At 68.8% G+C, this 14040-nt stretch carries 11 protein-coding genes, 1 tRNA gene and 1 pseudogene; 9 read left to right on the forward strand and 4 right to left on the reverse strand.

Annotation, left to right across the window (positions count from 1 at the left end; all coding sequences use genetic code 11):
* The first annotated feature begins 60 nt into the window (after window positions 1-60).
* Entirely contained in the window at window positions 61-1632 is a 1572-nt protein-coding gene (locus FOZ76_RS09930; RefSeq protein WP_143947997.1) for an AMP-binding protein, read from the forward strand.
* Window positions 1633-1704: 72 nt separating this feature from the next.
* On the opposite strand, the gene FOZ76_RS09935 is transcribed toward FOZ76_RS09930, so the two are convergent.
* Window positions 1705-2271: a TetR/AcrR family transcriptional regulator gene (locus FOZ76_RS09935; protein WP_143947998.1), complete on the reverse strand. Its 567-nt coding sequence runs from the start codon at window positions 2269-2271 to the stop codon at window positions 1705-1707.
* A gap of 62 nt (window positions 2272-2333) precedes the next feature.
* Window positions 2334-2564 (reverse strand): hypothetical protein, encoded by a 231-nt coding sequence (locus tag FOZ76_RS09940; protein WP_143947999.1) that lies wholly within the window; start codon window positions 2562-2564, stop codon window positions 2334-2336.
* A gap of 188 nt (window positions 2565-2752) precedes the next feature.
* On the opposite strand from FOZ76_RS09940, the gene FOZ76_RS09945 reads away from it, so the two are divergent.
* The 5 genes from FOZ76_RS09945 to alr all read left to right on the forward strand — a co-directional run bounded on the left by FOZ76_RS09945 (window position 2753) and on the right by alr (window position 10606).
* Window positions 2753-4723: a ligand-gated channel protein gene (locus tag FOZ76_RS09945; RefSeq protein ID WP_143948000.1), complete on the forward strand. Its 1971-nt coding sequence runs from the start codon at window positions 2753-2755 to the stop codon at window positions 4721-4723.
* 199 nt (window positions 4724-4922) lie between these two features.
* Entirely contained in the window at window positions 4923-5492 is a 570-nt protein-coding gene (locus tag FOZ76_RS09950) for a TIGR00645 family protein (RefSeq protein WP_143948001.1), read from the forward strand.
* A gap of 209 nt (window positions 5493-5701) precedes the next feature.
* Complete coding sequence (locus tag FOZ76_RS09955; protein WP_143948002.1) at window positions 5702-7768, forward strand: hydantoinase/oxoprolinase family protein; 2067 nt, start codon at window positions 5702-5704, stop codon at window positions 7766-7768.
* Complete coding sequence (locus FOZ76_RS09960; protein WP_170235376.1) at window positions 7765-9459, forward strand: hydantoinase B/oxoprolinase family protein; 1695 nt, start codon at window positions 7765-7767, stop codon at window positions 9457-9459. The genes FOZ76_RS09955 and FOZ76_RS09960 overlap by 4 nt, the downstream gene beginning before the upstream one ends.
* Window positions 9452-10606 (forward strand): alanine racemase, encoded by a 1155-nt coding sequence (gene alr, locus FOZ76_RS09965; protein WP_170235377.1) that lies wholly within the window; start codon window positions 9452-9454, stop codon window positions 10604-10606. The genes FOZ76_RS09960 and alr overlap by 8 nt, the downstream gene beginning before the upstream one ends.
* A 13-nt stretch (window positions 10607-10619) precedes the next feature.
* On the opposite strand, the gene FOZ76_RS09970 is transcribed toward alr, so the two are convergent.
* Entirely contained in the window at window positions 10620-11609 is a 990-nt protein-coding gene (locus tag FOZ76_RS09970; RefSeq protein ID WP_143948006.1) for a Bug family tripartite tricarboxylate transporter substrate binding protein, read from the reverse strand.
* A gap of 145 nt (window positions 11610-11754) precedes the next feature.
* Between FOZ76_RS09970 and FOZ76_RS09975 the strand changes: the two genes are divergently transcribed.
* Entirely contained in the window at window positions 11755-12462 is a 708-nt protein-coding gene (locus tag FOZ76_RS09975) for a GntR family transcriptional regulator (protein ID WP_143948008.1), read from the forward strand.
* A gap of 16 nt (window positions 12463-12478) precedes the next feature.
* Window positions 12479-12577 (forward strand): annotated as a pseudogene (locus tag FOZ76_RS28425) (hypothetical protein); the annotation flags it as partial.
* A gap of 52 nt (window positions 12578-12629) precedes the next feature.
* Here the strand turns inward: FOZ76_RS28425 and FOZ76_RS09985 are convergent.
* Window positions 12630-12716 (reverse strand) — tRNA-Leu (locus FOZ76_RS09985).
* An 84-nt stretch (window positions 12717-12800) separates the two neighbouring features.
* Here FOZ76_RS09985 and dapC point away from each other — a divergent pair.
* Window positions 12801-13997, forward strand: coding sequence for a succinyldiaminopimelate transaminase (gene dapC / locus FOZ76_RS09990; protein ID WP_143948009.1), 1197 nt, complete (start codon window positions 12801-12803; stop codon window positions 13995-13997).
* Window positions 13998-14040: the final 43 nt, after the last annotated feature.

Raw genomic sequence — 14040 nt, forward strand, 5'->3', positions numbered from 1 at the left:
GTCTCTCATGCCGACACGGCGCCCGAGCCCAGGGCGCCGGCGCATTCCAGGAGACGACACATGCCCGAGGCCACGCCGTTGCGCACTGGCGCGACGATGGGAGCACTGTATCTGGCCGCCCTGCGCAGCGCGCCGCCGCAGCGGCTGGCGCTGGTGGCCGACGAAGGCAACTGGCGCTATGGCGAACTGCTCGAGAGCTGCCTGCGCACGGCGGCCCTGCTGCGCGAGCGCGGCCTGCGGCACCAGGACACCATCGCGTTTCTCATGGGCAACCGCGCGGCGGCGCTGCCCGCGCTGATCGCGGCCCAGTTGCTCGGTTTGCGCAGCCTCTCGCTGCACCCCATGGCCTCGGAGGACGACCACGCCTTCGTGCTCGCCGACGCGGGCGCCGCCACGCTGGTCGTGGACGCGACGCGCTACGCCGGGCGCGCCGAGGCGCTGCGCGAGCGCGTCGGGCTGGCCCGCGTACTGCCGCTCGAAGACGGCGCCTGCGGCCAAGGCATGCAGACTGCCAGCGCCCGGTTCGCACCCGCCGCGCTGCATGTCGAAGGCGACGCCGGCGACGTCACCAAGCTGTCGTACTCGGGCGGCACCACCGGACGCTCCAAGGGCATGCTGCATACGCACCGCACGCCCGTCACCATGGTCACCCAGATGCTCGCCACCTACGAGTGGCCGCAGGAGGTGCGCTATCTCGTGAGCACGCCGATCTCGCACGCGTCCGGCGCACTGCTGCTGCCCACGCTGCTGCGCGGCGGCACGGTGTACCTCGCCGAAAAGTTCAGCCCGACGGATTTCGCGCGCCGCGTACGCGAACACCGCATCAACTTCACTTTCCTGGTGCCGACGCAGATCTACGGCCTGCTCGACGACCCCGCGGTGCAGCCCGCCGATCTCGCCAGCCTGGAACTCGCGCTCTACGGCGCATCGCCGATCGCGCCCGCCCGCCTGCGCGAAGCCCTCGAACGCTTCGGCCCGGTGTTCGGCCAGTTGTACGGTCAGGCCGAAGCGCCGATGACCATCAGCTACCTGCGCAAGAGCGATCACGATCTCGCGCATCCGGAACGGCTCGCCTCGTGCGGGCGACCCGTCATCGGCAACCAGGTGTGCCTGCTCGATGCCGGAATGCGCGAAGTCGGCGTCGGCGAGGTCGGCGAACTGTGCGTGCGCAGCCCGCTCGTCATGGAGGGCTACCTCAACCGGCCCGAGGAGAACGCCAAGGTGTTCGCGGGCGACTGGCTGCATACCGGCGACATGGCGCGCCAGGACGCCGATGGCTATCTCTACATCGTCGACCGCGCCAAGGATATGATCATTTCCGGCGGCTTCAACGTCTATCCGAGCGAGATCGAGAACTGCCTGGCCCAGCACCCCGACGTGGCCATGTCCGCCGTGATCGGCGTGCCGCATCCGAAGTGGGGCGAGGCCGTGACGGCGATCGTGGTCGCCAAGCCCGGCCGCACGCTCGCCAGCGAGGAAGTTGTCGCCTGGGTGCTCGAACGCAAGGGTGCGGTCAATACACCCAAGGCGGTCGTGTTCGCCGCCGAGCTGCCGCTCACCGCGCTCGGCAAGATCGACCGCAAGACGCTGCGTGCAAGCCACTGGGCGGGCAGCGAACGGCAAGTCAGCTAGACATGCTTGCCGAGGAGACCCCCATGATTCGCGAGCGGGACGAAGGGGCCCTGCATGCTCGGCAACGAAGCCCTACGGCCTGCGCAGCAGGCCGTGCAGGATGATTTCGTAGAACTCGGCAAAGGCATCGCCCAGGCGCAGGCCGGTGTCTTCGAGCAAGTCCCTGTTGCGCAGGCGAAAGGCCGCACCGATCAAGGCTTCGGACAACACGCGCGGATGATGCGGCGCCAGCACGCCCGCGCGCATGCCGTCCTCCAGCAGGGCCTCCAGCCCGCGCATGCGCTGCACCTGGTATTCGTCGAACACCCGCCGCCCTTCCGGTATTTCGTCCAGATCCTTGAAGGCCGCGGGGTTCAGCCCCGACGTGTTCAGCGTGGCGGTGAGGTAGACGGCAATCGCCTGGGCCGGATCGGCCTCGCGCTGCGCGGCGGCATGGCCCTTGGCCAGCTTCTCGGCAAACACCTCGCGACAGACGCCGACGAACAATGCTTCCTTGGTCGGCGCAAGCTCGTACAGGCGGCGGCGCGAACAGCGCAGCCGGGCGGCAATCTCGGCGATGGTCAGGCTGCAGATGCCGCAGGAACACAACAGCGCGGTCAGTTCTCGATGGAAATCCTGCTGGGTACGTCGTTTCGACATGAAGGGAACTCAATGGCCGTCCGGCGGCCCGTCGGAGAACCGCATCTTACGACGACCGACGCCTACAACCGGGCATACATCTCCCCGGACGCATCGTCGCGAAACTCGTGTCCGCCCGAGTAGGCGGTGAGCCTGCGACCGTCCGTGAAACGATAGAAGACGCAAGGCCCGCCGCAGACATCGTTGGCCTCCTCGTCGATGACGGTGACTTCCTCCACGCGATGCGGATTGCCGTCACGATCGACGACCTGGAAACGGTCCGTCACGCTGTGCATGCTGTTGTCGTCGAGCATGGATGACTCCTCACACGAACCCGATACCATGCTAGCGCAGAGCTGCCGGGTTCGCTGGTGCGTGCCGTTGCATCTTGCATCCGGGCGTGTCCGTTGTTGACGCAAACGGGAAACTCCGTTTCAATTCAATAATACAAATAAAAACGATTCCCATAACCAGTCTTTTGGCTATCTCCCGTGATTCACTGATGTCCGTTTCCTTCCTGTTGTCACCCAACCGACCTTTCCGCCTCAACAAGACCGCCATTGCAGCCGCCTGCGCCAGCGCCGCCCTGCCCCTGCACGCGCAGACCGCGGACATGCCCAGGGCCACCCTGGACACCATCGTGGTCACGGCCTCGGGCTTCGAGCAGAACGTCACCGACGCGCCGGCCTCGATCTCCGTCATCCCGCGCGAGAAGCTCGAAAAAGGCAATTACAAAGACCTGCACGACGCGCTGCGCGACGTACCCGGCGTCATCCTGACGCCGTCCGACAACAACGCGCGCGACATCAGCCTGCGCGGCATGGGCGCGAACTACACGCTGATCCTGGTCGACGGCCGCCGCACGAGCACGCGCGAGACGCAGACCAACGGCAGCACGGGCACCGACCAGAGCTGGATCCCGCCGCTCGAGGCCATCGAACGCATCGAGGTCGTGCGCGGCCCGATGTCCTCGCTGTACGGCTCGGACGCCATCGGCGGCGTGATCAACATCATCACCCGCAAGGTGGCCACGGAATGGCACGGCTCGGCGCGCGTGGATACCACGCTCCAGCAGCACTCGCGCTCGGGCGACCAGCATCAGGGCAACTTCTACCTGAGCGGCCCGATCAAGCAGGATCTGCTCGGCCTGTCGCTCACGGGCGTGTACAGCCACCGTGAGGAGGACCGCGTCTACCAGGGCTACAACGGCTATACCAACCGCGGCCTGACCGCCAAGCTCGCCCTCACGCCCAACAGCGACCATGACATCGTGCTGGAAGCCGGCGGCTCCCGACAGGAGTTCGACTCGCGCCCGGGCCGCACGCTGGAAGAAGGCGAAGCCGACTCGTTCCGCAAGTTCAAGCGCCAGTCCGCCTCGCTCGCGCACACCGGGCGCTGGAGCTTCGGCCTGTCGGACACCTACCTGCAGCGCGAGAAGACCGAGAACATCGCGCGCGACATGACGATCACGAACACCACGTTCAGCAGCAGCCTGACCTCGCCGCTGTTCGACAACCACATGGCCACCGCCGGCGTGTTCTACCTGCGCGAGCAACTGGAGGACTCCACCACCAACACCATCTCCGACCTCTCCAACGTCGACCGCTGGCAGTACGCGCTCTACGCCGAGGACGAATGGCAGTTGACCGACAGCTTCGCGCTGACCGGCGGCATCCGCTTCGACAAGAACGAGGTCGCCGGCACGCACTGGTCGCCGCGCCTGTACGGCGTGTGGCACCTGATGCCGCGCTGGACGGTCAAGGGCGGCGTGTCCACGGGCTTCCGTGCGCCCTCGCTGCGCCAGACCATCCCCGACTGGGGCGCGGTCAGCCGCGGCGGCAACATGTACGGCAACCCCGACCTGCAGCCCGAAAAGTCGCTCAGCAAGGAGATCGGCGTCGTGTACGAGGGCGACGGCGGCATGCAGGCCGGCGTCACGCTCTTCGACAACAAGTTCGAGGACAAGATCACCCGGGTGCCCTGCCCCGAGTGCGGCCCGCCGAACAACTGGGGACGCCTGCCCACCACCTACGTCAACGTGGACGATGCGATCACCCGCGGCGTCGAGGCGTCGCTGTCCACGCCGATCACACGCACGCTGTCGGCGACCAGCAGCTACACCTATACCTATTCCAAGCAGAAGAGCGGGGAGTACGCCGGCTCGCCGCTCAACCAGTTGCCCAAGCACATGTTCAACCTGGGCCTGGACTGGACCATCGACGCGCGCACCGAAGCGTGGACGCGCCTGAGCTTTCGCGGCAAGGAGAGCGACCCGACGCAAGGCGCCTCGTCCGGCTCGTCGATCGCCCCCTCGGTCACGCTGGTGGACCTGGGCGGCTCGTACAAGCTGAATACCGCGACCACCCTGTATGCCGGCGTCTACAACGTCTTCGACAAGGACGTCTTCTATGACGACTACGGCTACGTCGAGGACGGCCGCCGCTTCTGGCTGGGCATGAACGTCAAGTTCTGACCCGGCCCCGGGGCGCCGCCCTCGCCCGCGCGGGCGTGAGCGGCCCCACCCACGACGCCCCCGCGGCCATGCCGTCGGGGGCGTCGTCGTTCATGCACGCCCGCGGCGCAAACGGGCGCATCACCCCCACGCCGCGCATTGCTAGAATCGCGCCCGCGATCTCTCCCCTCGCGCATTCCCCACACCGCAATCTCCCACCATGCAATCACCCTCCTCCGCACCCAAAGGGCTGAGCCCGCTGCCGGCGCTGATCTTCAGTTCGCGCTGGCTCCAACTGCCGCTGTACCTCGGCCTGATCGTCGCCCAGGGGGTATACGTGCTCCTGTTCCTGAAGGAACTGTGGCACCTCATCACCCACGCCACCAGCTTCGGCGAACTCGAGATCATGCTGATCGTGCTCGGCCTGATCGACGTCGTGATGATCTCCAACCTGCTCGTCATGGTCATCGTCGGCGGCTACGAGACCTTCGTCTCGCGGCTGCGGCTCGAGGGCCATCCGGACAGCCCGGAATGGCTCAGCCACGTCAACGCCAGTGTGCTCAAGGTCAAGCTCGCCATGGCGATCATCGGCATCTCGTCGATCCACCTGCTGCGCACCTTCATCGAGGCCGGCTCGGTCGGCGCGGCCAATTCGCGCTTCACCGAGGAAGGCGTGATGTGGCAGACCATCATCCATGTGGTGTTCATCCTGTCGGCCGTCGGCATCGCCTACGTCGACAAGCTGAGCTCGCAGGCCATGGCGCAGCACGGGCGCGCGGGTCATCACTGACGCCTGAACGCCGCCGGCAACCGGATCGGCTCCGCGCTGGGCCAGCGCAGCGCGAAGATCAGGCTCCATGGTCACGAAGGTGACCAGAAGCCGAGATCCAGCAGTTCCGGTTGCATCTTCCTGCCGTCCGGTTCTTGCCTGCGCACGTTGAATGCCATAACGTATGCAATAATAAATGCATTATCGCAACAACCGGCAGCGAGACGCACATGCGGATAGGCGTAGACATAGGCGGCACTTTCACGGACCTGGTAGCGGTAGGAGCGTCCGGGGAAATCGTGACATGCAAGACCTCATCCACTCCGGACGACCCCAGCGTGGGCGTACTGGAAGGGCTGGCGCTGCTGGCCGAGAGACTGGGCACGCACCTGACGGCGCTCTTGGCAGACACGCAGCGGTTGATCCATGGCACGACGGTGGCCACCAACTGTCTGGCCGAACGCAGCGGCGCTCACGTGGGCCTGATCACCACCCGCGGCTTTCGCGACGTGCTGGAAATGCGCGAGGGAACCAAGGAGAAGCGCTACGACCTTCGCTCGCCGTTTCCGCAGCCCCTGATCGTGCGGCCCGACCGGCGCGAAGTGGCCGAACGCATCCTCTGGGACGGCAAGGTGGACTCCCGGCTGGACGAAGACGGCGCGCTGGAGCAGATCCGCTGGCTGCGCCGACGCGGCGTGCAGGCGGTGGTAGTGGGTTTTCTGCATTCCCACGTCAACCCGGTGCACGAGCAGCGTGTGCGCGAGCTGATCGAGGCAGAAGGCTGGGACGTCTATACCGTGCTGTCGCACGAGATACTGCGCGGCGAAGGCGAGTACGACCGCTTTTCCACCGCGGCGGTCAACGCCTACGTCGGACCCCGGCTGAGCGCCTACCTGCGGCGGCTGGAGCGCCGCCTGCGCGAAGCCGGCGCGACGTTCCCGCTGATGATCATGCAATCCACCGGTGGCCTGCTGCCGGTCGGCGAGTCCGCGCGCTACGCGGTGGGCTGCATCACCAGCGGCCCGGCCGGCGGCGCCATAGCAAGCGCACTGTTCGCCCGCCTGGGCGAACTGGCCCAGGTCGTGGCCTACGACACCGGGGGCACCACCACCGACATCTCGGTGATCGAAGCCGGCAGCCCCGCCGAGCGTCGCCAGACTGCGCTGCGCGACGTGAAGATCGCGGTGCCGTCGATCGACATCCAGGTGGTGCCGCTGGGCGGTGGCAGCATCGCGCGCCTGGACGCCGGCGGCATCCTGACCCTGGGGCCGGACAGCGCGGGCGCGGCCCCCGGCCCCGCCTGCTACGGCCGCGGGGGCACCCGCGCAACCTTGACCGACGCGAACCTGACGCTGGGCTACCTGGCGGCGGACACCTTTCTGGGAGGGCGCATGGCGCTGCGCCCCGACCTCGCCGAACGCGCCATCCGCGAAGCCGTGGCCGAGCCGCTGGGCCTGAGCGTGGAACGCGCCAGCCTGGCGATCCACGCGCTGGCCTCCAGCCGCATCGCGCAGGCCGTGCGCGCCGCCACCCTGCGCCGGGGCATGGACCCGCGCGAGCTGGCCCTGCTCTCGTTCGGCGGCGCGGGCGGCGTGCACACCGTGCAGGTGGCGCGCGAGCTGGCCGTGGCGCAGGCGGTGGTGCCGCGCGAAGCCTCGGTGTTCTCGGCACTGGGCTTTCTGTCGGCCGACGTACGCCTGGACGGACAACGCGCCTTCGGCAGACTGCTGACGCAGACCCGGGCCGGCGACCTCGAAACCGTCTTCACCGAGTTGGAAACCCAGTTGCGCCGCCGCATGCGCGACTGCGGATTCGACGACGACAGCATACGTATCGCGCGCTACCTGGACTGCCGTTATCGCAGGCAGATTTCCACCATCGAGGTGGCGGTGCCGGACGATCTTCCCGCGGCCGATATCCGCGGCTGGCTGGTCGCGCCGTTCGAGGCTCGCTATCGCCAGTACTACGGCCACGTCCACGAGAACGAACCGCCCTTCATCGAACTGTGCCGAATGTGCGCGTTCGGGCGGGTGACGCGGGGCGACGGCGTGCGCCCCTCGGACGCAGGCGCCGCGGCGCAGCCGCGGCCGGCGGCGTTCGCCAGCCGACGGCGCATCTATGTCGACGGATGGATCGACGTCCCTACCTTCTGGTTCGACGAGCTGCGCGCAGGGGACACCGTGTCCGGCCCGGCACTGGTGGAATCGCCGACCACCACGGTCGTACTGCCGGCCGGCAGCCGCGGCCGCATCGACCCCTTCGGCAGTCTGTGCATCCAGGAGGAGACCGCGCCATGACCCGCCCCATCGACCCGCTGACACTGTCCGTCGTACGCCACAAGCTGCTCGCCGTGGCCGAGGAAGTCGTCGACGTCATGACCCAGACCAGTTTCTCGCCGATCCTGAACCAGTCGCGCGACTTCTCCGCCGCGGTGCTGGACGGCGCCGGCAGCCTGGTGGCGCAGGCCGAGCGCGTGCCCATCCACATGGGCGCGCTGCCGTTCGCCGTGCAGGCCATGATGGCGGCCTTCGCCGACGACCTGCGCGAAGGCGATGTGCTGATCGCGAACGACCCCTATTGGGGAGGCAGCCACCTGCCCGACGTCACGCTGGCCGCGCCGGTGTTCGTGGACGGCCGGCCACGCCTGTGGATCGCCAACCGTTCCCACCAGGGCGACATCGGCGGCATCTCGCCCGGCGGCTACAGCCCGTCCGCGCGCGAGATCTGGCACGAAGGCCTGCGCCTGCCGCCGATGAAATTCGCCACCGCGCAGGGTGTGCGCGAAGACCTGCTGCGCATGATCTGCGCGAATTCGCGCACGCCCGCGGACATGCGCGGCGACCTCATGGCGCAGCTCAGCTCGGTGCGCCGCGGCGTACAGCGCGCCGCCGCCCTGTACGCGCATTACGGCGCGCAGACCATGGACGAGGCCTGCGCCGCCGTCCTGGACGCCGGCGAGACCGCCATGCGGCGCGAAATCGCGCAATGGCGCCCCGGCGAGTACAGGGGCGTGGCCCTGCTCGACCCGCAGGCCGGACTGGAGGAACCCCTGCCGGTCAAGGTGCGCATCATGATCGGCGCGGACTGCGCGACGGTGGACTTCGGCGAATGCGCCGACCAGCTCGCCTCGTTCATCAACAGCCCCCTCGCCAACACCAAGGCGGCAGTCAACGTGGCTTTCATGTACCTCAGCAGCGGCGAGAACGCGCAGAACGACGGCAGCGCCCGTGCCATCCAGGTGCTGACACGGCCGGGCAGCTTCGTGCACCCGCTCGAACCGGCCGCCGTCACGGCGTGCACGACCCTCACCGCCAGCGCCATCATCGAAGCGGTGATGAACGGCCTGGCGCAGGCTGCTCCGGCACGCGTGGTCGCCGGCTTCGCACGGCGCTTCCGGCTGGCCATCGGCGGCACCGACCGCGGCGGCAGCCGCTACATCTGGCACACCTTCGCCAACCGCGGCGGCGCAGGCGCGCACGCGGCGGCCGACGGCTGGTCCAACCTGGGCGTGATTCACAACCCGGGCGGCAGCCCTGCTCCCAGTGTGGAGCGCACCGAGGCCGCGTACCCGTTCCACATCGAGGCTTTCAGCCTGCGTACCGATTCCGGCGGCGCCGGCGCCAGCCGCGGCGGGCTGGGCGGAATCTACCGGCTGCGCTACCAGGGCAGCGGACCGGCATCGATCACGCCCACCGGGGACGGTGCCGAGACCGCACCCGCCGGGCTGGCCGGTGGGGAGCCCGGCGCGGCCAACGATTACCTGATCGAGCGCGGCGGCGAGGTCTTCCGCCTGGGCGCCCGGGATGCCGGCCTGACCCTGGAGCCGGGCGACTGCGTGGTCTGCCAGTCTGCGGGCGGCGGCGGCTACGGGGACCCGGGCCACCGCGACCCGGCCGCCGTACGACGCGACGTCGAATACGGCTACGTTTCGCGCGAAGCGGCGGCACGCTGGTATCCTCATGTCCGATTGGAGAGCGGCCATGACTGACATCGCGCCGGGCGCGGACCGACCGCTTGCACGGCCCAACGTGTTCGAGATCGACCTGGCCGCGGTCGCGAGTTGCACGCGCGCCATCCGCGACCTGATCGGCCCGCGCGTGCATTTCACCGCAACGCTGAAGGCCAACGCCTACGGCTACGGGGTGCTGCCGGTGGCGCGCACCGTGCTGCGGGCCAGTGCCGACGCGCTCGCGCTCGCCAACCTGGAAGATGCGGTCGCGCTGCGCGAAGCCGGTATCCGCGAGCCCATCCTGGTCTATGCCGGCGTCCTGCCGGACACCGCCTGCGCGGCCGCGCTGCGCGATCACGATCTCACCGCCACGCTGCACAGCGAGGAATCGCGGCGCGCCCATGCCGCGCTGGCCGGGCCGCCGTTGAAGGTCGCGGTCAAGGTGGACATCGGCCCGGAACGCATCGGTGTTCCGGCCTCGACCGCCGCCGGGTTCATCCAGCGCGTTGCCGGCGATCCCCGTTTCCGGCTGGAAGCGGTCAACGCGCACCCCAACCTGCCCGCCGACGCCGACCCCGAGGCGCTGGCCTGGCAGTACCGCCGGTTCCTGCACGTACGCGACGCCGTCGCCCGCCTCGGCGTGAACGTGCCCAGGTGGGTGCTGGCCAGTTCCAGAGTGCTGCGCCTGACCGGCACCGCGATGGCGTTGAACGCGGTGGACCCGGGCGATGCGTTGTTCTCGCCGCTGCACAGCGCGGACGACACCGCGCCCAGCCCTTTCCATCGCCTGAGCAGCCGGCTGATCCAGGTGCGCACGGTCGAACGCGACGCCTACCTGGCCGATGCGAACTTTGCGATGCGCCCCGGCATGCGCGTCGGGATTTTCCCGCTGGGCTACAGCGACGGCATGCGGGCGCTGCACGCCGGCTGCGTGCTGGTCAACGGCCGCCGCGTACCGCTGGCCGGCCCGCCGGCGCTGGAGTACACGCGGGTGGACCTGACGCAGGCGCCCGGCGCGATGGTCGGCGACGAGGTCGTCGTCGTCGGCGCGCAGGGCGGCGAGCGTATTTCGCCGGCCGAGGCCGTGCGCCACCAGGGAGCCGCACGCGTCGCCGATCTCGCCATGCAGGTGGGTCCGGGCGTGGTGCGCCGTTACCTGCCCGACGCTGCGCAAGCGCCGGACTGAGCGGCGGGACCGCTCACTGCACCGACAGGCCCAGCGTGCGGATCTGCACGCCCCACTGTTCGTATTCGGCCTTGACCAGTCCGGCGGCCTGCTCCAGCGTCAGATTGCCGGTGACCTCGTTGCCGGCGTTGACGAGGCGTTCGCGCGCGGCCTGGTCGGCGGCCACCGCGTTCAGCGCGCGGTTCAGCACCTGCAGGGTTTCCGCGGGCGTGCCGGCCGGCGCGTACATCCCCTGCCACAGTGCGGCGGACACGCCTTTGTATCCCTGCTCGGCCACCGTGGGCACATCGGGAAGCGCCGGCGTGCGATGCTCGCTCAGGGCCGCGATGGGCACCACCTTGCCCGATTTGATGTGCGGCGCAGCGGTCGGCACGGTCAGCGCGGCCATGGGGATCTGCCCGCCCAGCAGGTCATTGGTGACGGGGGCGCCGCCCTTGTAGGGCACGTGTACCAGTTCGATACCCAGGGACTGGCGCAGCATTTCCATCGCCAGATGACCCAGCGTGCCGGTGCCGGACGAGCCGTAGATGGGTGCCTGCTTCGCCGCCAACGCCACCAGGTCGGTCAGTGTGGCCAGTTGCGCCGAAGGATGCGCGACCAGCACGTTCTGCATCACCGTGATCTGCCCCACCGTCTCAAAGTCGTCGACAGGGTTGGAGCCGGCGCGGTCGAACAGCCAGGCGTTCACCAGCATGGCGCCCGAGTCGGTGAACAACAGCGTGTAGCCGTCGGGGGCGGCGTGGGCGACGGCGTCGATGCCCAGCTTGCCGCCGGCGCCGCCCCGGTTCTCCACCGCGATCGTCTGGCCGAGGTTGCGCGACATACCGTCGGCCACGATCCGGGCCACATTGTCCGTCGAGCCGCCGGCGGCGTACGGCACGATCATCCGGATGGGGCGTTCCGGATACGACGCCGCCGCGGCCGGCCCGGCCGCGAAGGCGCACAGGCAGGCGAGAACGACGGCACGGCGGACTGCGGATGGCTTGCTACGCGTCTGGCGCATGGGATTTCTCCGGTTAATAAATTCAACATCGTATGCAATAATACATGCGAAGATCCAGGCCTCAAGATGGTGGTTACGTTTTTATTGCGCTGAATGGACAGTGTTAGGCATGCAATAATGCATGGATTCTTTAGCGTGCCGACCGATGACAGCATTGCCCCGCCCCAAAGCCCTGCCAGCGCGCAAGCCGGCCTCCGGCCCTAAGCTCGTGGAGATCGCCTACCAGGAGATCAAGCGCCGCATCCTGGACAACGAGTTCGCCCCGAACTACCAGATCACCGAGAGCCAGCTCGCCGAACTGCTGGGCGTGAGCCGCACGCCGGTCCACGAAGCGCTGATCAGGCTGGAGAAGGAACGGCTGGTCGAGAACATCCCGCGCCACGGCATGCGCGTGCTGCCCGTGTCGGCGCGCGACATGCTGGAGATCTACCAGGTCCTGACGGCGCTGGAGGCCGAAGCGGTGTTGCTGATTGCCGAGCGCCCGGCCACCGAACGCGGCACGGCGCAATTGCGCCAGCTCATCGACGCCATGGATGCCGCGCTCACCGCACAGGATATCCGTCGCTGGGCCGAGGCCGACGGCCGGCTGCACCGCGCCCTGTTCGAACTCTGCGGCAATACCCGCCTGATGGAAGCCGGCCTCGCATTCCGCGAGCAGGTGGACCGCGCCCGCCTGCTGACCCTGCCGTTGCGCCCCCTGCCTCAGGGCTCGAACGCGGCGCACCGCGAGCTGGTGGAACGGCTCGAACGCGGCGACGCCGAAGCGGCCTTCGCGTGTCACCGCCGCCACCGCGCGCGCGTGACGGCCGAACTCACGGAGATCCTGGGACGGTTCCAGTGGATGGGGCTGTAAGGCTAGCTGCAGCGCCCTGCTCCCGACTGCGCTTTTGGATGTCGCCAAGGCCCGCGGCATCGCGCAGATGGCCAGAAATGCCAGCACAGGGCGACAGAGCCTCTGCCTCTACAAGGCCCTCACCCCGGTCGGTGAGTGCGTATCGGCCCAGGTCGGGAACACCCGGGTGGTGCGAGGGAGGGGACTCGAACCCCTACACCTGTTACGGCGTCAGGACCTAAACCTGGTGCGTCTACCAATTTCGCCACCCTCGCACGCCCGCGCATTGCGCGCGGGGAATCCAAGATTGTAGCCGACCGCAAGCGAAATGCGCGCACGGCGCTACAATCCGGCCTACCATGAATCCACGCCTCGACGCCCTCCATCCCTATCCGTTCGAAAAGCTGCGCGCGATGATGGCCGGCGCCGTGGCGCCGGACGGTCTGCGCCCGATCAGCCTGTCGATCGGAGAGCCCAAGCACCCGACGCCTGCCTTCATCCGCGAGGCGCTCGCCGCCAACCTCGACGGGCTGGCGAGCTACCCCGCGACCAAGGGCAGCCAGGCCCTGCGCGAGACCATCGCGGCCTGGCTGGCGCGCCGCTACGGGATTCCCGCGCCCGACGCCAACACCCAGGTGCTGCCGGTGCTGGGCTCGCGCGAGGCCCTGTTCGCCTTCGCCCAGACGGTGATCGACCCGGCCGGCGGTTCGGCGGTGCTCTGCCCCAATCCGTTCTACCAGATCTACGAGGGCGCGGCCCTGCTCGCCGGCGCCGAGCCGGTCTACGTGAACGCCGACCCCGCGCGCAACTTCGGCTGCGACTGGGACAGCGTGCCCGAGGCCACCTGGGCGCGCACCACGCTGCTCTTCGTCTGCTCGCCCGGCAACCCGGCCGGCAACGTGATGGACCTGGAGGAATGGCGCCGGCTGTTCGCGCTGTCGGCCAGGCACGGCTTCGTGATCGCGTCCGACGAGTGCTATTCCGAGATCTACCTGGACGAGGCCGAGCCGCCCCTGGGCGCGCTGCAGGCCGCACGCGCGCTGGGCCTGGACGATTACCGCAATCTGGTGGTGTTCTCCAGCCTGTCCAAGCGCAGCAACGTGCCGGGGCTGCGCTCCGGGTTCGTCGCCGGCGATGCGACGCTCCTCGCGCGCTTTCTGCTCTATCGCACCTATCACGGCAGCGCCATGAGCGACGTGGTGACGGCCGCCAGCATCGCCGCCTGGAACGACGAGGCGCACGTCATCGAGAACCGCCGGCTGTATCGCGCGAAGTTCGACGCCGTGGTGCCGCTCCTGCAGGGGGTGCTCGACGTGCAGCGTCCGCAGGCCTCGTTCTATCTCTGGGCCGGCACGCCGGGCGACGACGCTGCCTTCACGCGCGGGTTGTACGAACAAACCGGCGTGACGGTGCTGCCGGGCAGCTATCTCGCCCGCGACACGGCTGCCGGCAACCCCGGCGCGGGTCGCATCCGCATTGCGCTGGTCGCCACCGTGGCCGACTGCGTCGAGGGCGCCGAGCGCGTCGCCGGCTACGTGCGCGGCCTCGAGCGCTGACGCGCGGACGCGCCCGCGCGCCGCCTTTCCACCCTTTTCCACT

The sequence above is a fragment of the Verticiella sediminum genome, from assembly GCF_007558815.1.
In the GTDB taxonomy this organism is placed as follows: Bacteria; Pseudomonadota; Gammaproteobacteria; order Burkholderiales; family Burkholderiaceae_B; genus Verticiella; species Verticiella sediminum.